The organism is Pseudanabaena sp. UWO311 (assembly GCF_006937785.1).
Classification (GTDB): Bacteria; Cyanobacteriota; Cyanobacteriia; order Pseudanabaenales; family Pseudanabaenaceae; genus Pseudanabaena.
Window position 1 is genome coordinate 1 of the sequence record NZ_SJEE01000045.1, and the last position, 18,842, is coordinate 18,842.

At 40.8% G+C, this 18,842-nt stretch carries 20 protein-coding genes and 1 pseudogene; 13 read left to right on the top strand and 8 right to left on the bottom strand.

The window, feature by feature from the left end:
• Window positions 1-287: pseudogene (locus tag PseudUWO311_RS24235) on the top strand (IS1 family transposase); the annotation flags it as partial.
• 249 nt (window positions 288-536) lie between these two features.
• Here PseudUWO311_RS24235 and cimA read toward each other — a convergent pair.
• Together cimA and tatC are read right to left on the bottom strand one after the other, a co-directional pair.
• Entirely contained in the window at window positions 537-2,144 is a 1,608-nt protein-coding gene (gene cimA, locus PseudUWO311_RS22275) for a citramalate synthase (RefSeq protein WP_142657454.1), read from the bottom strand.
• 61 nt (window positions 2,145-2,205) lie between these two features.
• Entirely contained in the window at window positions 2,206-2,892 is a 687-nt protein-coding gene (gene tatC, locus PseudUWO311_RS22280) for a twin-arginine translocase subunit TatC (protein WP_223807697.1), read from the bottom strand.
• A gap of 453 nt (window positions 2,893-3,345) precedes the next feature.
• Between tatC and PseudUWO311_RS22285 the strand changes: the two genes are divergently transcribed.
• The 3 genes from PseudUWO311_RS22285 (at window position 3,346) to PseudUWO311_RS22295 (ending at window position 5,042) form a co-directional block, all read left to right on the top strand.
• The gene (locus PseudUWO311_RS22285; protein ID WP_142657426.1) at window positions 3,346-3,741 is read left to right on the top strand and encodes a hypothetical protein; all 396 of its coding nucleotides are present in this window, start codon (window positions 3,346-3,348) and stop codon (window positions 3,739-3,741) included.
• Between the two features lie 168 nt (window positions 3,742-3,909).
• Entirely contained in the window at window positions 3,910-4,137 is a 228-nt protein-coding gene (locus PseudUWO311_RS22290; RefSeq protein WP_142657427.1) for a hypothetical protein, read from the top strand.
• Window positions 4,138-4,172: 35 nt separating this feature from the next.
• Window positions 4,173-5,042 (top strand): HEAT repeat domain-containing protein, encoded by an 870-nt coding sequence (locus tag PseudUWO311_RS22295; RefSeq protein WP_142657428.1) that lies wholly within the window; start codon window positions 4,173-4,175, stop codon window positions 5,040-5,042.
• Between the two features lie 32 nt (window positions 5,043-5,074).
• Here the strand turns inward: PseudUWO311_RS22295 and PseudUWO311_RS22300 are convergent, their stop codons facing one another.
• The 3 genes from PseudUWO311_RS22300 to PseudUWO311_RS22310 form a co-directional block, all read right to left on the bottom strand.
• Window positions 5,075-5,956 carry a bestrophin family protein gene (locus PseudUWO311_RS22300; RefSeq protein WP_142657429.1) on the bottom strand — a complete coding sequence of 294 codons (882 nt, stop codon included), beginning with the start codon at window positions 5,954-5,956 and terminating at the stop codon, window positions 5,075-5,077.
• Between the two features lie 86 nt (window positions 5,957-6,042).
• Entirely contained in the window at window positions 6,043-7,527 is a 1,485-nt protein-coding gene (locus tag PseudUWO311_RS22305; RefSeq protein ID WP_190303621.1) for a glycosyl hydrolase family 57, read from the bottom strand.
• 143 nt (window positions 7,528-7,670) lie between these two features.
• Complete coding sequence (locus tag PseudUWO311_RS22310; protein WP_142657431.1) at window positions 7,671-8,120, bottom strand: Hsp20/alpha crystallin family protein; 450 nt, start codon at window positions 8,118-8,120, stop codon at window positions 7,671-7,673.
• Between the two features lie 412 nt (window positions 8,121-8,532).
• On the opposite strand from PseudUWO311_RS22310, the gene PseudUWO311_RS22315 reads away from it, so the two are divergent.
• On the top strand, window positions 8,533-8,739 hold the full coding sequence (locus tag PseudUWO311_RS22315; RefSeq protein ID WP_142657432.1) for a hypothetical protein: 207 nt from the start codon (window positions 8,533-8,535) through the stop codon (window positions 8,737-8,739).
• A 35-nt stretch (window positions 8,740-8,774) separates the two neighbouring features.
• Here PseudUWO311_RS22315 and PseudUWO311_RS22320 read toward each other — a convergent pair whose 3' ends face one another.
• Together PseudUWO311_RS22320 and PseudUWO311_RS22325 are read right to left on the bottom strand one after the other, a co-directional pair.
• Window positions 8,775-9,707, bottom strand: a complete 933-nt coding sequence (locus PseudUWO311_RS22320; RefSeq protein WP_142657433.1) for a hypothetical protein — start codon at window positions 9,705-9,707, stop codon at window positions 8,775-8,777.
• Window position 9,708: 1 nt separating this feature from the next.
• The gene (locus tag PseudUWO311_RS22325) at window positions 9,709-11,442 is read right to left on the bottom strand and encodes a tetratricopeptide repeat protein (RefSeq protein WP_142657434.1); all 1,734 of its coding nucleotides are present in this window, start codon (window positions 11,440-11,442) and stop codon (window positions 9,709-9,711) included.
• A 204-nt stretch (window positions 11,443-11,646) separates the two neighbouring features.
• Between PseudUWO311_RS22325 and PseudUWO311_RS22330 the strand changes: the two genes are divergently transcribed.
• Genes PseudUWO311_RS22330 through PseudUWO311_RS22345 form a run of 4 tightly spaced genes read left to right on the top strand, consistent with a single transcriptional unit; the run spans window position 11,647 to window position 15,288 of the window.
• A complete protein-coding gene (locus PseudUWO311_RS22330; RefSeq protein WP_142657435.1) occupies window positions 11,647-13,407 on the top strand; it encodes an N-6 DNA methylase in 1,761 nt (586 codons plus the stop codon).
• 14 nt (window positions 13,408-13,421) lie between these two features.
• Window positions 13,422-13,850, top strand: a complete 429-nt coding sequence (locus PseudUWO311_RS24765) for a DUF433 domain-containing protein (protein WP_142657436.1) — start codon at window positions 13,422-13,424, stop codon at window positions 13,848-13,850.
• Window positions 13,831-14,106 (top strand): type II toxin-antitoxin system RelE family toxin, encoded by a 276-nt coding sequence (locus PseudUWO311_RS22340; RefSeq protein ID WP_142657437.1) that lies wholly within the window; start codon window positions 13,831-13,833, stop codon window positions 14,104-14,106. Before PseudUWO311_RS24765 ends, PseudUWO311_RS22340 begins: the two co-directional genes overlap by 20 nt.
• Window positions 14,107-14,127: 21 nt before the next feature.
• Window positions 14,128-15,288, top strand: coding sequence for a type ISP restriction/modification enzyme (locus PseudUWO311_RS22345; RefSeq protein WP_223807694.1), 1,161 nt, complete (start codon window positions 14,128-14,130; stop codon window positions 15,286-15,288).
• Window positions 15,289-15,296: 8 nt separating this feature from the next.
• Here the strand turns inward: PseudUWO311_RS22345 and PseudUWO311_RS24680 are convergent, their stop codons facing one another.
• Entirely contained in the window at window positions 15,297-15,428 is a 132-nt protein-coding gene (locus PseudUWO311_RS24680) for a hypothetical protein (RefSeq protein WP_263403011.1), read from the bottom strand.
• Between the two features lie 47 nt (window positions 15,429-15,475).
• Here PseudUWO311_RS24680 and PseudUWO311_RS22350 point away from each other — a divergent pair, with 47 nt between their 5' ends.
• From PseudUWO311_RS22350 to PseudUWO311_RS22365, 4 genes are all read left to right on the top strand, one after another.
• A complete protein-coding gene (locus tag PseudUWO311_RS22350) occupies window positions 15,476-15,772 on the top strand; it encodes a type II toxin-antitoxin system ParD family antitoxin (protein WP_223807695.1) in 297 nt (98 codons plus the stop codon).
• Between the two features lie 125 nt (window positions 15,773-15,897).
• Window positions 15,898-16,653 (top strand): hypothetical protein, encoded by a 756-nt coding sequence (locus PseudUWO311_RS22355; protein WP_142657439.1) that lies wholly within the window; start codon window positions 15,898-15,900, stop codon window positions 16,651-16,653.
• A gap of 5 nt (window positions 16,654-16,658) precedes the next feature.
• A complete protein-coding gene (locus PseudUWO311_RS22360) occupies window positions 16,659-17,519 on the top strand; it encodes a cytochrome c biogenesis CcdA family protein (RefSeq protein WP_142657440.1) in 861 nt (286 codons plus the stop codon).
• A 54-nt stretch (window positions 17,520-17,573) separates the two neighbouring features.
• Window positions 17,574-18,824, top strand: a complete 1,251-nt coding sequence (locus PseudUWO311_RS22365) for a C13 family peptidase (RefSeq protein ID WP_142657441.1) — start codon at window positions 17,574-17,576, stop codon at window positions 18,822-18,824.
• Window positions 18,825-18,842 lie beyond the last annotated feature (18 nt).

Here is an 18,842-nt window from a genome sequence, read left to right on the forward strand (position 1 = left end):
CGGCTATTAGCGACAAGAGTGACGTTCATGCTAATCATAATGAGGCAAACAACAGTGCCTTACGAAGACGCTGTAGCGCATATCGTCGCAGGCAAAACTTGTATGCTAAGAATACTGAAGGATTGCAACGAGCAGTCACTGTGCAAAGATTAGTTCACAACTGGGTGCGTCCTCATGGGGGCTTAGAGAAGAACAAGACTCCAGCTATGGCGATCGGGTTATATCATCGACCGATTTCCTTGCTGGAGTTGCTTTCATTGTGCGGCTTTCACTGTCTCACGTCTTAACTGACCAGTGCCGGACATTTGGAAAGATTTGTAAACGCCAAATACTGGGAAGCGATCGCTTAAATTATGAGAATAAATGTTAAATGTAAATTCATTTATGAAAAACAAAACAGCGACTACACCAAACTCGTATCAAGGAGCGTTCGCTGAAAACTTAATCTCAACCTTCTGATTGAGAGCGCCAGCAATTTTCTGTAACATTGACAGCGAAGGCACATCATAATCAGTGCGCTATCCATAGAAAATTATTTAAGATTTTGTACATCGCACAGTAGATAGAAGTCCATACTCTAAGCCTTCCACAAGAGCTTTACAAGAAGCGTCGATGATATTATTTGATACTCCAGCCGTTGACCAGCGCCTTTTACCATTACTGAATTCGATTAATACTCTAGTAATTGCATTAGTTCCAGAATCACTATTAAGAATGCGCACTTTATAGTCGGTAAGATAGAAGTTAGCAATTTCAGGATAGAAGCTAACCAGAGCTTTACGTAGCGCGATATCAAGAGCAGCAACTGGCCCATTACCTTCGGCGGCGGTCAGATGCTCTTCATGATTGACCATCACCTTAACTGTCGCTTGGGAATTGACCAATCCAGTGTGGTGAGCTGATTCCGTTGAGCAGTAAACATGAAAACTGCTAATTGTAAAAAATTTAGGGCGATCGCCTAATGCCTCGCGAACTAATAGTTCAAAACTGGCTTCAGCTGACTCAAACTGATAGCCGAGTTGTTCGAGCTCTTTCGTCATTTGCAAGATTTGCCGACAGGCGGGATCTTCTTTGCGTAGACAAATGCCGAAGGTTTCGACTTTGGAGATCACATTGCTGATACCTGCCTGTTCAGAGATAACAATGCGGCGATTGTTACCAATACTTTCAGGAGCAATATGCTCATAGGTCAGGGGATTGCGCTGTACGGCACTGACATGGATGCCTCCCTTATGGGCAAAGGCTGAAGCACCCACAAAAGGAGCATGGTCATCAGGCGCAAGATTAACAATTTCGCTGACTTGACGTGAGACTTCAGTGATCTGGGCTAATTTTTCTGCATCAATGCAGTCATAACCCATTTTTAGTTGCAAATTAGGAATCACCGTGCAGAGATTGGCATTACCGCAGCGTTCACCATAGCCATTAATCGTGCCCTGCACCATAGTTGCTCCATGCTGGACAGCAGCGATCGCATTAGCGACAGCCAAGCCCGCATCGTTATGAGTATGAATGCCAATTTGCGGGTTACCTCCCCATTGACGTAACCGCTCATTCACAACTTCGGTAATTTTTGCCACTTCATCGGGCAAAGTGCCGCCATTGGTGTCGCAGAGGACAAACCACTCAGCTCCAGCATCAAGAGCCGCTTTTAAGGTTTGTAATGCATAGTCAGGATTGTTTTTGTAGCCATCAAACCAATGCTCAGCATCATAGATCAGACGGCGATCGCAACTTTTCAGGTAGGCGATCGTATCGCTGATCATGGCAAGATTTTCTTCAAGGGTTGTACGTAATCCCTCAATGACATGGAGATCCCATGATTTACCAAAAATAGTAATCCACTTAGTCTCCGCAGCGATAATTGGCACAAGCATCGGATCATCCTTTGCTTTGATTCCAGCACGTCTTGTCGAACAGAAGACCACTAGTTCGGCACTGCTAAGGCGATATTCTTGCATTCGTCGAAAAAATTCACCATCCTTAGGATTTGCACCTGCCCAACCACCTTCGATAAAGGCAACTCCCATCTGATCGAGGCGAACAGCTATGCGCACCTTATCTTCAACTGACAGCGACAACCCTTCGCGCTGTGTACCATCGCGAAGGGTTGTGTCGTAGATCAAAATATTTTGATTTTCCATTTTTTTAATATAAAATCCCAAGACCTGTGCTTCCTGAGCATCAGGCAGCACAGGTTATTGTTTATTTACCCATAGCCTTGACTAAGAAAATGCCACCAAAGTACAAAATGGCAACTGCACCAGCAAGCAAACTTTGGGTCATGGGATCTGTTGATGGAGTTAACACTGCGCCGAGGATGACTGCGCCAAGTACCACATAGCGCCAACCAGCAAGCATTCGGGTGGAATTGACAATACCTGTCATTGCTAATAAGGCTTGAATAACGGGGATTTGAAAGGCCAAACCAGTACTAAATAACAGCAATAATACAAATTCAAAATATCGATCAATTGACCAAAACTGCTCAACGACATCGCCGCCATAGCTAATAAAGAAATTGAGGGCAGCAGGAATCAGTAACTCGTATGCAAAGACAATGCCAAGGACAAATAAAATACTAGAGCCAAAAACAATTGGCGCGATCGCTCGTTTTTCTTTGCGGGTTAGCCCTGGCAAAATAAAGCGCACAATCTGATACAAGATCGCAGGGCTTGCCACCAATAAGCCACTATAGCCAGCAACTTTGATCGATACAAAGAAGTATTCACCAGGCGCAAGTTGCAAAAATTTGACCCCTTGGGCAGGAATTTCTAATAAAGCCACAATTTTGTTGACAACAGCAAAGCAGCCAACTATTCCTACAAAGATGGCAATTAAGGCATAGAAAATCCGCGATCGCAATTCTTCGAGGTGATCGAATAAAGACATCTCGACATCTTCAATTACTTCTAGATCTTCATCAACAATTGGAGGATCGACAACAGCGATCGCAGCCTCATTTATGTCATCAATGGCTTGTGTATTAGACAAATCCTTTGGTTGATCTGCTTCAGTTACCGTCTCTAGCATGGTGTCGTTACTAAAATCTACTTGTCGATTGCTTAACCCGATTGCTTAACCCGATTGCTTAACAAACTATCAAATAATCGAAGTATATCGATACTATAGCAACCAAACCCAACTTTAGAGTTGTCATGATGCACAGGGCAGCATAAAAACCAAAAAGTATGAGGCGGTGCTTTGCACCGCCTCATACTTTTTGGTTTTTGTGTTAACTTTCTGACATTTAGCTAGAGCGAAACAATAAAAAATGATAGGTTAAGTAAGGGCAAGGAAATATTACATGTTGCAGTTCACCATGTTAAATTTCAGGGGCAGTAAATGGCTTCATTCAAAATTTTAGGTTTATTGGCGATCGCGAGTACTGTATTTTCCTTAAACACAGACTCTCTGACAGCCCAAGTGACAATTGGCAATAGTTCTGCCAATGCTTTATCTCCAGCACATCAGATGCTACTGGAAATGCAACAAAGCAATGCTCCAGCAGTTGGTGGTGGCAGTATGCAGTTGTTGCGATTTACAGATAGAGCCGTTTCATTTGCCCCTTTGGAAGGGTTAGATCGTCTCTTCAATTGGCAAGTTTCAGAAGAAGAGGGCGTTGTGACCGAGAAAACTATGGGCGATCGCGTTGAAAAATTCAAGTTAAATCAACGTCAGCAAATAGTTTCCGATAGCCAGATGTTTCAAGCGATTAATCGCATTAAAAGCCAGAATTAACGGTAGTGCTTTGCACTAAAACATGTAAACCTAAAAGCTGTTTCGCCCGCTACGAGGGTGAAACAGCTTTTAGGTTTGGTTAAAACATTTGCGCCGTGATCTGAGACAATTAAAATTATATTTTTCTATCGATTTAATCTATTTATTTTTTAGACAATATAACTCACTATGTTTGACATCCCAGAACTGAACTCGATTGCAGAGGCTACCCCTCAAGAATTAGCAGAAATGATCTCTGAGTTAGAGCAGTTTCGCGAAAGAATTGTAAATGATACTCTCGCCACAGCGCAGCGAGCCAAAATCATGAAAAGCCAAGCTCTAGCGACTTTAGAGCCAAACCTAGCCAAAATTGATACTACCCTCCAGACACTTCGCCAACATCAAAGTAAAGCCTAAACACTTTCCTTTAATTTCGTCATCGACATTTAACAATGGATAATCAAGTTCTAGATATTCAAGCCTCAAACGACATTCTAATTCAAAAGGTAAATGAGCAAATTTCCCTTGGGACTTTTGACAATAGCGATCGTCAACTCCTCAGCCAACTAGTCGAAGGGCTAGGCGATCCTAGGGGTCTAGTTAGACTTAGGTTTGCCGAAACCATTGGTGAAATTGGCGAATTATTTACCCCATTTCTAACGGAAGCACTAGCTAGTCACTCGAATGTAGTCCTTCGTAGAGCAGCTGCTAAAACCCTAACAATCATTGCCGATCCAAGTGCAGTGCCAAGCTTAATCCATTCTTTCCTGAATGATCCTGATACGGTTGTGAGAAGTTCATCAGCGGGAGCATTAGCCAGAACTGGTGAGGCTTCAGCAGAAGCTTTACTTGAGATTTTGGAATCTCCTGATCAACCTCAAGATACTAAAGGTCATGCTGCATGGGCTCTAGCCTTTATCGGCGCTGATGCAGCGGAACATCTGTATAAAGCTGTGAATTCTGAATCTCTAGATGTTCGTTGTGCAGTTATTGGCGCAATTGGGCATGTCGCGCAAGAGCAGTTAGATGAGAAATCTTGCAATATTCTTGTGTCTGCGCTAACTGATCCTGAGCCGATTATTCGGACTGAGGCTACTGCGGCTTTTGGACAAGTTAATTATCCTCCAGCAATTCCGCATCTAATATTAGCCCTACAAGATTCTGATTTAGGTGTTCGCAAAGCGGCAATTAATGCACTTGGCAAGATTGGCAATCCAAGCGTCATCAAATCTTTGCAACCATTATTAGATGATGAACTAGAGGTATTAAGAGTATTAGCAAAATTAGCGATCGCCCAAATCAATCGCCAAGAACAAGAATAACCAAAATAAGAAAGGGTGCTTTGCACCCTTTCTTATTTTGGGCAGTAGGCGATCGCTTGTTCTACACTAGCTGCCACGCCTTCACAGATTGTGTCGATTGGTAAATCATTCAAGTCATGTCCAAATGGATTTTCGATTTCGTTACCTATTTGTTCAATTCCTAAAAGGATAAAACTAACCAACCCAACTGCGATCGCTGTTAACCAATCGATCTCCACAACAAGGTGGAATGGTAACCCAATGCAGTAAATCAAAATCAAGCGCTTTAAATAGATACAATAAGCAATCGGTAATGGGGTTCTCAGAATCCTTTCACAACTGGTTAGCCCTTCTACCAGAGCATTGAGATGACTATTCATTGTTACAAAATAATTAGTATCAATGCGATCGCTTTGCACTTGCTTTTGCAAATAGTCTCCTAACCATAGTGTCAATTCTAAAGGAGCATGTTTAGAGCTGCGAAGCTTTACGATGTCTTCTTCAGAAAGGATTTCATCAAGATCCTTCTCGATGGCTTCACTCCGAAGATGAAGTTTTGTCGCGATCGCAAAAGCTGCTAACAACTTGATCGATTTTTCTCTTTGCTGCTTTTCCTCTTCAGGACAGTTAGTTGAGATTTGCATTAATCTGGATAAATTGCGAATATTCACCACCAGAGCTCCCCATGCTTTGCGTCCCTCCCAATAGCGATCGTAGGCGGTGTTTGTCCGAAACACCAAGAGAAGTCCTAAAACTAGATTAAAGACGACATTGTTAGTCAGATCACCCAAAACCTTGAGAGAGATCTGTGGTTCATAGTAGTGAAAGAGCGAGACTCCAAAGGCAAATCCTGCAAAAATCAACACTCTTGGTAAAATAATCGGCGCAACAGAACCCTGAAACTTAAATGCAAGATTGAACCACTTCAAAGTCATAATCTTGATAGGCGTGAAAAATTGATAGGTTCAAAAATTGTATAATGCTTTGTAGTCTAAAGTTGGCACTAAGTGCCAACTTTAGACTACAAAGATTCGCCACGTCGATAGAGTTCGCGGGCATAGTCTGTCCATGTGCCTTGTCCCCAGTAGCGGAAGCAGCTAGTTTGGACTAAGAGATTGTAGAGCAGAGCTTGCTGGTAATCCGATCGCTTAGTAATTGATGGATCTTGTGCTACCAATTGATCGTATTTTTCATGGAACTTGGCACTGAGTTTATTCATTGGCTCCAATACATTTTCATAGCCATGTACCCAACTCATACTATTTGTCCATGAAGCACCGTCCATATGAAATTGATGATCGGTTGCTTTTAGCTCGGTAATGGCTCTTTCTACGATCGCAGTACTGAGATTACTGCGATCGCCGCTTTGATCGACCTTATTCCAAACTTTATGCTGTTGCACTGCTTGCACGACTGGGTAATCAAGGGGACTTACACCAGCCGCCTCGATCATTTCCAGATATTCAGTTCCATTTAGTCCGACAACACCTGAACTTCCACGACCATTATTTTTAAGTTGATCCCAGACCAATGGATAATCACGGGGAAACTCATTCATCATTACGCCGCCATTCTCGCCATCGGCAATTTGCGACACGAGAGAAGGTACGGAAATATTACCAAGCATCTGTCTACCCCGACCTTTTGCCTCATGATAAGGCTGCATTTGGGCTACAAGCTTCGTATCTGAGCCTTGAGTTTTAATCAGAGCAGTGATACTAATCGATTCGCCTTTGGAATTCATGGCAACGAGTCGATTGGGCAAATATTTTTGATCTTGGGTGAGTCCTGAGCCATCAAGACGTTCTACAGAGTGTTCCTGAACCATCAACCAACGATAGCCGCATTCTTTGAGGGCTTTGATGTATTCATAGAGTGTGTCAGGATGATTGGGGAGATGCATCTCAGGCGGTGAGAAACCTTTAACACGTTTTAGAGCATCAATACCAAAGATCGAAGCAAAATGACTTTGCCATGCTTGAATATGTAGCTTCACATCGGGAATTGGCGTAGATGGAATTACTGCATGACTCCACATCGTGCCGAGCCATTCTACATAGGGTTGATATTGGCGATCGCAGGTAATGCGCTTGAGATTATCCAAAATGTCATGGCGCTGCATTTGCTGCAAGCCCCAGAGCAGATTTCCTGAATAGTCCAACATAATCCGAGGATTACTGCCCTGTGCGACTAATTGGGGGATAAAATCTCCCATACGGCTATAGCACCATGCAAACACAGAAGCGTTGTGATTATCACCTTCGCCCTGATGTTCAAACATATTTTGCAGATTACAAATTAGCGCTCCATTTGCTCCTGCGGGAATGGTCGGCTGATGCATATGCAAAGCACAGGCAAAGGCTGAGGTAATCTCTTCAATGCGAAGATTATTATTAGGTAGAAATACTGGTGCATCTTCTAGCACAGCGCGTTGAATTACATCTTCATTTCCGCAAATAGCTGGGAAATCAGAGGCGACAAAGCTTGATGGTATAGCTGTAATCAAAACTTGTAAAACCTCAATAAATTTATAACGGATTTGAGAATAGCCTAGGCTATTCTCAAATCCGTTATATTACATTCTGACAGTACTTGAGATTAAGAATTAATCAATTCAAGAAATGGTGTGCTCTGCACACCATTTCTTGATTAGGAAGCAGGTAACTCGCCAGTGACGTTGACCTTAAAGGCTTTGACTTCATTAGCTTTAGGCAAAGTCAATGTGAGGATACCATTGGTATATTCAGCTTTCACTTGTTCATGTTCGATCGCAACAGGTAAAGCAAATACACGGCGGAATTTACCATAGCTCATTTCGCTCCAGTAATAGCCTTTTTCAGATTCTTCCTTGCGTTCAACATGGCGTTCACCAGCAACTGAGATCGAATCCTTGGTTACTTGAATATCAAGATCCTTAGCTTCGATTTCAGGAAGTGTGAGTCTCAGAGTTAAATTGTCGCCATCATCACGCAGCTCACTAGCAGGAACCCATCCGCCTTTCGCGGTTTCCTGATCTAATGGTGCAAATTCACGGAATAAGCGATCAAATTGACGACGAACTTCTTCCATTTCTTGGAAAGGTTGCCAACGTACTAACATAAATATCACCTTTAACTATTTCAAAACAACGATGGAACGTTCAGAAGTAGATTAAGAATTAAGTTGATGTTTCGTACTTCTATTTCGTTCACAGTTTTATTATGAAATAACTGCAAAGCTATGAGCAGTAGGAGAACCACACTTTTGAAGTGTGGTTCTCCGCACAGTTATCTCCATGAACAAAAGTGCGATCGCACTTTTGTTCATGGAAAATTAAACTCAACAATAGTTTTAAAAAGCAGAAACTGGCGTAGCCAGTTTCTGCTTTTGATTTTTAAGTTTTGTAACGAGTCGCGTAGATTGTGCGGTGACCGATGACAGGTGGATAAATGAGTCAAAAGCTGAGTCCATAAATGAGCCTTTTGAACTCAACATTTTTGGCAATCTATTAAATATCAGTTGAGGAAAAGGTATGAGACTATTTTTAAGCAATGGCTTTATCGTTATTATCGCGATCGCATCAGCTTGTACTAATTCTTTAGACGCGATCGCTATCAATGCCAATAATTATGTCCCTGCTCACAACGATCTATCTCAGTCTTCTTTAAGTCATCCAACGAATATTTCTGTTATTTCTCAAAACAACCCTCGTCTACCCCGTCCCAAGGGAAGTCGATAAATTAATTTAAAAATCCTGAATGATTTTGAGAATCTTTATGCTCTCTGCGGTTGCTTCTTTGATAAGATTTTTCTGAGATAGCCACCTGCGATTGCTACGGGAATTGTTAGATAAAGTGCAGTTGTAAAGAACCAAGAAGGCGAGGGTGAAGGGTTTGTATAATGCATCAATATCCCCAAACTCGTGGATATAGTCCCAGTTAAAGCCGCATTAAAGATTTCATTTTGTTTCGCACAGTGAGCCGAGAAAAAACCTCCTGCACTGGAAAATGTTAATCCGATACATAGATAGATAATCAAAAATAGATTGCTTGAGAATTCTGATTGCATCTGGTAGGGGCTTTTCCCCTGAAGGGTAAGCAATACAGTCGCGATCGAGGTAAAGAAAAAACCTGCCGCTTCTGAACAAATAATATCTAGCAAAAATCCATAGATTGCAGCTCTAAGGTTAAAGCAACTACTTAATTGGGTGAGTAATTGGATTAGGAAATTAGATTTTTTATTTCTGTCAGATTTGTCCGCAGATTCCTTGATTAGTGGTTTTGAGTCTGTAATCAGGACTCCTTGAGAATCTTTTGCTTCAGTACTCAAGTTTTGCTGAGATCCTTCTAGCATATCAGGTGTAATTTCTTGCCTATAAATTGGAGGAAGCGGATTTAAATCTACTTTATGGCTCCAGTTAGGAATGTCGGAGCTTGTTTCCTTTCCATAAATTTCTAGGGTGTTGATATTGGCGATCGCTAAATTTTGGATGCCCGTGAGAACCATTGACACGTATTTTGACTGTTCTGGTACTTTTCCAGATTCCAATAAAATCTGTAGACAATCTTCTTTAAGTCGAACTGAAGCAGTTACGCCGCGACGTTGGAAAGAGCGATTCATCAAGATAGAAATGGCTTTTATATTTCCTCTTTGAGCCTGTTCTTTGAGATTGCTTCCCTTCTTAGGATCTTGAGCTTGGTCTTCCATATTAGCGAACTCCTTTCTTGGCTATTTTACGCATGATTTTTTGTTGGGATTGTTGGACTTCTTCCCAGTCAGGATAGAGGACTAGAGCGCGATTATATGATTTTAGAGCTTCGCGATCGCGCCCTAATTCTTCTAAAACTAAGCCTTGACTATACATAGCACGGGCATATTGGGGATCGATTTGGAAAGCTTTTTCGTAAGCGACAATCGCCTCTGGATAACGTTTTAGTTCGTACAGTATATCTCCGCGTTGATGCCAGATATAGGCATAGTTGGCAATTTCGATCGCTTTGTCGATCGCTTTTAAAGCTTCTTGATTTTTCTTGGTATAGCCAAGTGCTAAGCTACGGATATACCAAGCAAATACATGCCGTGGATTGATTTCAATTGCGCGATCGGCTGATGCAAGAGCTTCTGAAAATCGACCTAACCGACCTAGTGCGTCGCCTCGATTGGCATAGATATCTGCAAGGCGTTTCTTCCCTTTGCTACCTAAGTCGCCTTTGGCTTGAATTGCTAAATCATAATCTGCTAAGGCTAAGGTGTAATTCTCTTGATAAAAGTATGCTTCAGCGCGATTATAATATGCCAAAGCATATTCAGGATCAAAGGCGATCGCTTGGCTATAGTTGTCGATCGCTGAGTCCACATTGTTTAGAAAGAAGTTTGCAATTCCTTTATAGTTATAGGCTACAGAGTTTCGTGGATTTTTGCTTAATATGCGATCGCAGTCGCGAATCACGCCTGCATAGTCTTTACGTTCATATTTTGCCTTAACTTGATAGATGTCGCCATCATCATTATCATCATTGCTAGCAACGGCGCTAGATTCACCACTACTATTGCTATAGCGTCCAGCCAATTTACTCATACTCTGAGGTATCCAATAACTAGCCGCGATCGCTGTGGCAACTCCGACTAACCACAAAATCGGAGAATGCCAATGCCAAGCCCACCATTTCCGACTATTTTTATTGGTGCTTTGCTTGCTTGATAGATTCTCATCTGTTGTTGGAACTAGATTAAGTTTTTGGAAATAGCGCACTGTAAAGAAGACGCTACCAAATAAGCCAATAAATACAGCTAGAGAACTGAGCCAAGTATGGAGAAATAGCAAAGAGTTAAAAGTGCCATGCAGAAGAATCGCGGCAAATAATGCTTTGAGTGCAATCCATGGGCGATGTCGATCGGCGCTTTTTGCTTCTGCGAGAATGCTACCCATGATGACACCTGCGATCGCGTGCATCGGCAAGCTTACAAAGGCTCTGGCTTGAGCAATGTAATGCCCCATTTTGCTATGCAGCATAAACACATACATAATGTTCTCAATACAAGCAAATCCTAAGCCAATGCAGACCGTTAACATAATGATGTTGGTTTTGGTCTTAAAGGATTCGCTTTTCTTGAATGCTGCTAGCAATATTAATAGCTTTAAGGCTTCTTCGATGAGTGCTGATAGGATGAATCCTCCTAATAAAGCATCTGGCAAAGAGAACGAAGGAGTATCTATTGAGGTATTCATCTGTTGGAAATAGTTAGCGACTTTATTCCCAGATAAAATATACGCGCCAACTCCTTCGACAAATCCCGCTGGAATGATGCAAGCCATTCCCATCAAGAGAGCTTTGAACTTGTCTTGATAGGGTTCACCAATTTGGCGATCGCATTCATAGAAGTAACAAAGAATGGCGATCGCGGGTGCGATCGCGATAAAGAAACTCCAGAATAAAGACATAAAATTTACCAACACGTCTTTGTCATATAGTTAATTCTAGAGAATCAAAAGCTATGCAACAAAAAATGTTGATATGTTTTACATAAAGCCTTACCACCTAGCCTTTATCCCACAGAATCGAGTGCCAATGTTTCTGCGATCGCTTTTATTTTCTCGCTCAGTCTATAGTAGTGTTATCACATAAAAATATCATGCAGTCTTAATATGCCAAGTCTCAGCCTCAAGCCATCGCACAAGCCGATTAAAAATTACTATGAAGCTTTGGATCGCTATGGCAAGTTAGGCATAGTGCATGAGGGTGCGGTGCTGTCAGCTTTTCAGCAGTTGTTAGAGTCCTGTGGGCGACAGTTTGACTGGACTTTAGAGCAGCAATTTGCGATTAAGCGATCGCAAAAACAGCCAATTCGCATTGATGGGGCATTAGTAGATATTTATCGTTTACAGCGTGCTTATTGGGAAGCGAAGGATAGCAAGGATGATCTGAAGAAGGAAGTTCAGAAAAAGTTTGCGGTGGGCTATCCCAAAGACAATATTATTTTTCAGCAACCCGATCGCGCCATTCTTTATCAAGATGGCAAGTTGGTAATGGATGTGGACATTACCAAAGAGCAGGAACTTGTGGATGTGGTGCGCCAGTTTTTTGAATATCGTGCGCCTGCGATCGCGCAATGGGAAAAGGCGGCTGAGGAATTTGGCGATCGCGTAAAGGATCATGCTACGGCTTTGCTGGAGCTAATCCGTACACAGGAGAAGACTAACAAAAAGTTTATTGATGCGTTTGCGGCGTTTATGCAGCTTTGTCGTCAGTCGATTAATCCCAATCTGGCGGAGTCAGCGGTTGAGGAGATGTTGATTCAGCATTTGCTAACGGAACGGATTTTTCGGAGTGTGTTCAATAATCCTGATTTTGCGCAGAGAAATATTATTGCGGTTGAGATTGAGAAGGTGATCAATGCTTTGACTTCTAAGCATTTTAGCTGCGCTCATTTTTTGAGTAGTTTGGATCGGTTTTATGGGGCGATCGAGGAGACGGCGGCAACGATTGATGATTTTTCGCAAAAGCAGGATTTTCTGAATACGGTCTATGAGAAGTTCTTTCAGGGCTTTTCGACAAAGGTGGCTGACACGCATGGGATTGTGTATACACCGCAGCCGATTGTGAATTTCATGGTAAACAGTGTGGAGGAGATTTTGCAACGGGAGTTTGGGAAGTCTCTGGTGGATAAGGGTGTGCATATTCTCGATCCGTTTGTGGGAACGGGAAATTTCATCATACGGGTAATGCGCGAGATTGCGGAAATTCAGAAGTCGGCTTTGCCTCATAAGTACGAGCATGAGTTGCATTGCAATGAGGTAATGTTGTTGCCCTATTACATTGCTTCGATGAATATTGAGCATGAGTATTTTGAGCAGACTGGGAAGTATGAGGCTTTTGAGGGGATTTGTTTAGTGGATACGTTTGAGGATCAGCGTATTGAGCAGTTGGGTTTGTTTACGCCTGAAAATATGAAACGGGTAGAAAGACAAAGAGAATCAGATTTGTTTGTGGTGATTGGGAATCCTCCGTACAATGTGGGTCAGTTGAATGAGAATGACAATAATAAGAATCGCAAGTACACGACTAAAAATAAGACTGGGATTGACGATCGCGTAGCGGCTACCTATGCCAAAGCTTCAAAGGCGACTTTGAAAAACTCTCTTTCCGATCCTTATGTAAAAGCAATTCGTTGGGCAAGCGATCGCATCGGTGATGAAGGTGTAGTGGCTTTTGTGACCAATAACAGTTTTATCGATGGGATTGCGTTTGATGGGATGCGCCAATATCTAGAACAGGAGTTTGATCAAATTTATGTGTTTGATTTAGGCGGCAACATTCGCAAAAATCCTAAGCTGTCAGGCACAACTCATAATGTTTTTGGCATTCAAGTTGGGGTAAGTGTTAATATTTTTGTAAGAAAGCGTTAGAGGTTAAATCAGCTATGCAATTTGCGAGAATTACAACTAATCCTCAAAAGATGGGCGGCGTGCCATGTATTCGATCTTTGAGAATACCTGTTACGACTGTCGTTGATATGTTTGCTGACGGAATGCGAGATCAAGAAATTTTACAAGCATTACCTAGTCTAGAAGCAGAAGATATACACGAAGCTCTTCAGTATGCGGCTACAACATTAAGAGTCAATCTAGAGACTCAAGGACTCAAAGAAGTTGTTCAACAGACTGTCCAAGAGACGATGAATGGGGTTTTGAGAAAAGAGAAATTTGCTTTTATCTTCTCTCAGATGCCTTATGTCAGTGATGAGGAACAAGCGGACATTGAGGAACATTTTGGTTCGCCATCTGATTATGACAGATCTGAATTTGTAGATATGACAGATTGGGTGAGAGATGAAACTAGTTTTAAGTAAAAATGCGATTAAGTTTCTTGAAAAGATTCCACCCAAAGATAGCGAAAAAATCAAAGCTAAAATCCTCTATTTACTTGATTTAGCAGAAAAGCCAGATTCAATTATCTCTAAAGAACTTGATGTCAAGCCATTAAAAGGTTCTTGGGATGGCTTTTCAAGACTAAGGATTGGGAAAATCAGGGTTGTATATGTAATTGATTTTGAACAAAATGAATTACTCATTTATGCGATAGATTTTAGGGGAGATATTTATTAATGTTAAGGTTAAAACTGAATTATGAGAAAGGCTAAGATTTATTATGCGCGGATGGATGAGTTTTGGCGCAAGGAACAGAAGTTAAGTTGTTTGGAGAAGTTTGAGAATCTACAAGATATTGATTGGCAAAAGATTCAACCAAACTCAAAATATGTTTGGTTAACGGAAGGATTTGAGGATGATTTTGATAGTTTTATTGCGTTGGGAAGCAAAGAAACTAAAGCATCAAAGGTAGATGTAACTGATTGTATTTTTAAAATTTTTAGCAATGGAGTTAAAACTAATCGCGATTCTTGGGTTTATAATTTTAGTTATAGAGATTTAGAAATAAATATCCAAAGAACAATTGATACTTATAATGATCAATTAATTAGCTGGAAGCAAAAAGGTAACAAATCTCTTAATATTGACGATTTTGTTACCTGTGATGACACTAAAATAAGTTGGAGTAGTACTCTTAAAAACTACTTAAATGCAGGTATTAAAATAGATTATTTTTTAGAAAGAATTAGGAGTTCACTTTACCGACCTTTCTGCCTACAGTTTCTCTATTTTGATGAGATATTAAATGATCGTCGTGGACAATTTCCATTAATATTTACAACAGTTAAGGAGGAAGAGGAAAATAGAATAATTTGTGTTAGTGGTCTTGGTAGCAATAAAGAGTTTCAATCTTTAGTTACTAAACTAATTCCTTGCTTTGATATGTTAGAAAAAACTCCGTGTTTCCCTTTCTATATCTATGATGAAGATGGAAATAATCGCCAAGAAAACATTACAGATTGGGCGTTAGAACAATTCCAAACCCATTATCAAGATCCCAAAATTACCAAATGGGACATCTTCCATTACACCTACGCCCTACTCCATCATTCCCAATACCGCGATCGCTACGCCGCCAACCTCAAACGAGAACTACCGCGCATCCCCTTCGCACCAGAATTTCAGGGTTTTGCGATCTCAGGAAAACGCCTCACCGAAATCCATATCAACTACGAACAACAACCCGAATATCGCCTCAAACATATCGAAAACAAAGACCTCCCAATCGATTGGCGAGTCGAAAAAATGCGCCTCAGCAAAGACAAAACCCAAATCAAATATAACGACTTCCTCACCCTTACAGGCATTCCCCCAGAAACCTTTGAATACAAACTAGGCAACCGTTCCGCCCTAGACTAGATCATCGATCAATACCAAGTCAGCACCGACAAACGGAGCGGCATCACCAACGATCCTAATCGTCTTGATGACGAAGAATACATCGTGAGATTGATTAAGCAAGTCATCACCGTTAGTTTGGAAACCGTTAAAATTGTCAAAGGTCTACCAGATTTAGGACTACCAAAGGATTAACATGATAATTACTTTGACACCTGAACAAGAAAAATTCGTGTTTGAGCGAGTACAAAGCGGTCAATACAAAGGTGTTGACGATGTTATCGACTTTGCATTTCAGCTTTTAGAAAAATATGAGTTGAAGAAGCGAGAGGATGAACTCAAACAAAAAGTGATCGAGGAAGTTCGTCAAAAAGTTCTTGTAGGAATGGAAGATATTCGACAAGGAAGAGTTGTTGATGGAGAAGTTGTGTTTGAGCAGCTACAAGAATGTTTATCTAAAAAATCACAAGAGAGATTTGCTTTGCTTTTATCGCAATTACCGTAGATCTAAAATATAAAGTACAATTATGAAAATCATTGGTTTTCGTCTAAATTAACTGAACTAACATCTAAAATATGCATCTTTATAGAAGCCGCTAGGAAAGTTTATTTATCTTTATCAAGAAACTTATGAAATTTTTTAAAAAGCATAATTCAGCGATCGCTTACCTACTCACCTTATTTACATTGACAAATGTAATAGGATGCAGTCAGGAATCTCCCCAAGTAAAGACCGCACCAAATACAACAACTCCAGCAATAACAGCTTCACCCGTAGCCGCGAATGCAACAACTCCAAAGAGAACCTTTACGCCTGAGATTGTTAAGGCTTACGTAGAAGGCTGTCAAGCATCAGGTGGAACAAAAACATATTGCAACTGTTTTATCGGGAAAATCAAAGTGTCATTCAGTCCAGATGAATTTGACCAAGCTGGTGAGACCTTTAAGTTAAAAGGCAAGATTCCCGATGCTATAACCAAATCTATGAAAGCATGTGAACCTGCCCCAGTTCCCACAGCAAAACCAACGACTCCTTCAACAAATCAACCACAAAATCAGTCAGCACCTTTACCTGCGCCTGCAAACGATAATGCAGAACAACAACTTGCACAGCACCTGAAGAAAATTGGAGCAGTTATGTATGGCACTTATTGGTGTCCATACTGTACTAAACAGAAACAGCTGTTTGGAGAGGCAATTAGTGAAGTTCAATATATTGAGTGCGATCCAAGGGGGAATAATGCAAGCCCAGAGCTTTGTGAGAGTTTTGGTGTGAGGAGCTTTCCTACTTGGCAAATTAATGGTCAGTCTTATAGCGGAAGTCGCGATCTTAAAGATATTGCCACAATTTCTGGCTATACAGGCTCTCGCAACTTTAAATATTAAAGTCTATGTCACGCATTAACAAGCTTATTCAGACGTTTTCCAAGACTTCCTATGGGAGATTGTTTATTTCGACTATGCTTTGCATTGCTACGATAATTACAGTCTTAGGGATCAGCCAAGTTAATTGGACATTACTATTCCAACCAGTTCAAGATTTTGTGTTTCAGGTGGATTCTAGCTATCACAATTGGTTTAGCCAACAGACAACTACAAATCCATTTATATTAGTTCCATTAGCATATACTGGTGGTCTGATCGCGAGTATCTCTCCATGTATATTAGCTTTACTTCCAGTTAATCTCAGTTATATTGGAACCCGTGAAATTACATCACGATGGGATGCCTTTATCAAAGCTGGTGGCTTTGTTTTGGGAGTTGTAACTGTTCTTTGTATACTTGGGCTTTTTTCTTCCCTTGCTGGGTTTGTAATGATTAAATATCGAGGATACATTCATACTCTTGTGGGAATTATTATCCTTTTAATGGGATTAAGCCTCTGGGGTGTTTTTCGCTTACCCTTACCTCAAACAAACTTTAGGTTGCCTGTTCTTGGTTCTTATGGAATTGGTTTAACCTTTGCTCTCTTAAGCTCTCCCTGTTCTAGTCCAATTCTATTCGCTGTGCTGGCTGCCGCCGCCACTTCAGGCTCTCAGCTTTACAGTGTTTTAGCTATGATTAGTTATGCATTGGGTTACACCACCATTATTTTCTTAGCAAGCCTATTTACGGGTTTGGCGAAGCAAGCGCGATCGCTAATGAAGCATTCTGAAATGATTACCCGCATTGGTAGTATTGGCTTAATCCTAATGGGAGGATTTTATCTGATGACAGGTATGCAGTGGATTGTAGCAGTATTAAAGATTTAGTCTAGACGAATTCCAGATATATGTTTGATTGTTAATTTATATGTGTAAAGTCCTATGAAATTTACAAAAAAGCATAATACAACTCTTGTCTATCTCCTGATCTTGTTTGTATTAACAAATATGATTGGGTGCGATCGCAAATCACCACAGATAGCTCCACCAGTTGTCAAAACTGATCCAACAATACATTGTCAAAAAGAATCGGCAACGAGTTTTTTAGTGATTGGCGGAGGTGGTGCGCCCAATAATAACGAAATTGCACTAGAAAAGAATCTACTGTATTTTCAGCGATCGCTTTGTGAAATGGGATATGCACCCAAGCAAGCAAAAATCTTTTTTGCTAATGGTAATAATGGAGATGCCACGATTAGATATATTGATAAGTCTAATCAGGAGCGATATAAACCGCCCAACATCCCCAATCTTAATGGAAGTTCTACTTACAGAAATTTAAAGGGTTCTCTTTTAGAAGATCAGTCTATAAAGCCTGTGTTTTTCTATTTTACAGGGCATGGCTTGCTAAACAAAAAGAATAATAATGATAACACTATAATTTTATGGAATGAGCAATATGTGAGCGTCAAACAATTGGCAAAAGTCCTCGATCAAATGCCATATCAAAAACCTTTTGTAACAATGATGTCGCAATGTTACTCTGGCTCATTTACTAACTTAATTTATAAGAATGGCGATCGCAGACAGCCAATAGCCAAGCAACGACGTTGTGGCTTTTTTGCAACTATTAAGACTTTACCTTCAGTAGGATGCACTCCTGAAGTTGATGAAGCTGATTATCAAGACTATAGTTCGAGTTTTTATGCTGGATTAACGGGAGTTAATCGCGTCAATCAACCCGTTCCTTCTGCTGATTATAACCTCAATGGCAAGGTCGCTTATAATGAAGCCCATGCCTATGCCAAAATCGATGATAAGAGTACGGATTTGCCAATTTCCACATCAGAGGCTTGGCTTCAGGATCGAGCATCTCAAAAAGATCGAGATGTGATTGTAAATCAGCCGATCGCATCTTTGTTAGTAAGCGCTCGTCCTGAGCAGCACTTCGTGGTTAGTTCCATAATCAAGATGCTTAATATAAATAGTGCTCTATCGTTTAATCAAAACAAAAAAGTTTTAGCTTTAATACTAAATGATGAAATCAAACAGACTTATTTGGAACGATTGCGAATGGAATTAACTAATATTGTTATGGAGCAGCAGATTCGTAAATTAGGCGATCGCAATAATATTAATATTATTGATCGCTTAATTGAATGTGAAAGTGGCTCTTGGGAGAATAATTCTTGATAGTTGCATAGGTGAGGA

Bases quoted from the DNA above. Each gene is read 5' to 3' on its own strand.
- cimA (WP_142657454.1), bottom strand. From the start codon at position 2,144: ATGGAAAATCAAAATATTTTGATCTACGACACAACCCTTCGCGATGGT.
- PseudUWO311_RS22325 (WP_142657434.1), bottom strand. From the start codon at position 11,442: ATGTCTTTATTCTGGAGTTTCTTTATCGCGATCGCACCCGCGATCGCC.
- PseudUWO311_RS22360 (WP_142657440.1), top strand. From the start codon at position 16,659: ATGTCACGCATTAACAAGCTTATTCAGACGTTTTCCAAGACTTCCTAT.
- PseudUWO311_RS22285 (WP_142657426.1), top strand. From the start codon at position 3,346: ATGGCTTCATTCAAAATTTTAGGTTTATTGGCGATCGCGAGTACTGTA.
- PseudUWO311_RS24765 (WP_142657436.1), top strand. From the start codon at position 13,422: ATGCAATTTGCGAGAATTACAACTAATCCTCAAAAGATGGGCGGCGTG.
- PseudUWO311_RS22365 (WP_142657441.1), top strand. From the start codon at position 17,574: ATGAAATTTACAAAAAAGCATAATACAACTCTTGTCTATCTCCTGATC.
- PseudUWO311_RS22345 (WP_223807694.1), top strand. From the start codon at position 14,128: ATGAGAAAGGCTAAGATTTATTATGCGCGGATGGATGAGTTTTGGCGC.
- PseudUWO311_RS22330 (WP_142657435.1), top strand. From the start codon at position 11,647: ATGCCAAGTCTCAGCCTCAAGCCATCGCACAAGCCGATTAAAAATTAC.
- PseudUWO311_RS22315 (WP_142657432.1), top strand. From the start codon at position 8,533: ATGAGACTATTTTTAAGCAATGGCTTTATCGTTATTATCGCGATCGCA.
- PseudUWO311_RS22355 (WP_142657439.1), top strand. From the start codon at position 15,898: ATGAAATTTTTTAAAAAGCATAATTCAGCGATCGCTTACCTACTCACC.
- tatC (WP_223807697.1), bottom strand. From the start codon at position 2,892: ATGTCTTTATTCGATCACCTCGAAGAATTGCGATCGCGGATTTTCTAT.
- PseudUWO311_RS22300 (WP_142657429.1), bottom strand. From the start codon at position 5,956: ATGACTTTGAAGTGGTTCAATCTTGCATTTAAGTTTCAGGGTTCTGTT.
- PseudUWO311_RS22295 (WP_142657428.1), top strand. From the start codon at position 4,173: ATGGATAATCAAGTTCTAGATATTCAAGCCTCAAACGACATTCTAATT.
- PseudUWO311_RS22320 (WP_142657433.1), bottom strand. From the start codon at position 9,707: ATGGAAGACCAAGCTCAAGATCCTAAGAAGGGAAGCAATCTCAAAGAA.
- PseudUWO311_RS22340 (WP_142657437.1), top strand. From the start codon at position 13,831: ATGAAACTAGTTTTAAGTAAAAATGCGATTAAGTTTCTTGAAAAGATT.
- PseudUWO311_RS22290 (WP_142657427.1), top strand. From the start codon at position 3,910: ATGTTTGACATCCCAGAACTGAACTCGATTGCAGAGGCTACCCCTCAA.
- PseudUWO311_RS22310 (WP_142657431.1), bottom strand. From the start codon at position 8,120: ATGTTAGTACGTTGGCAACCTTTCCAAGAAATGGAAGAAGTTCGTCGT.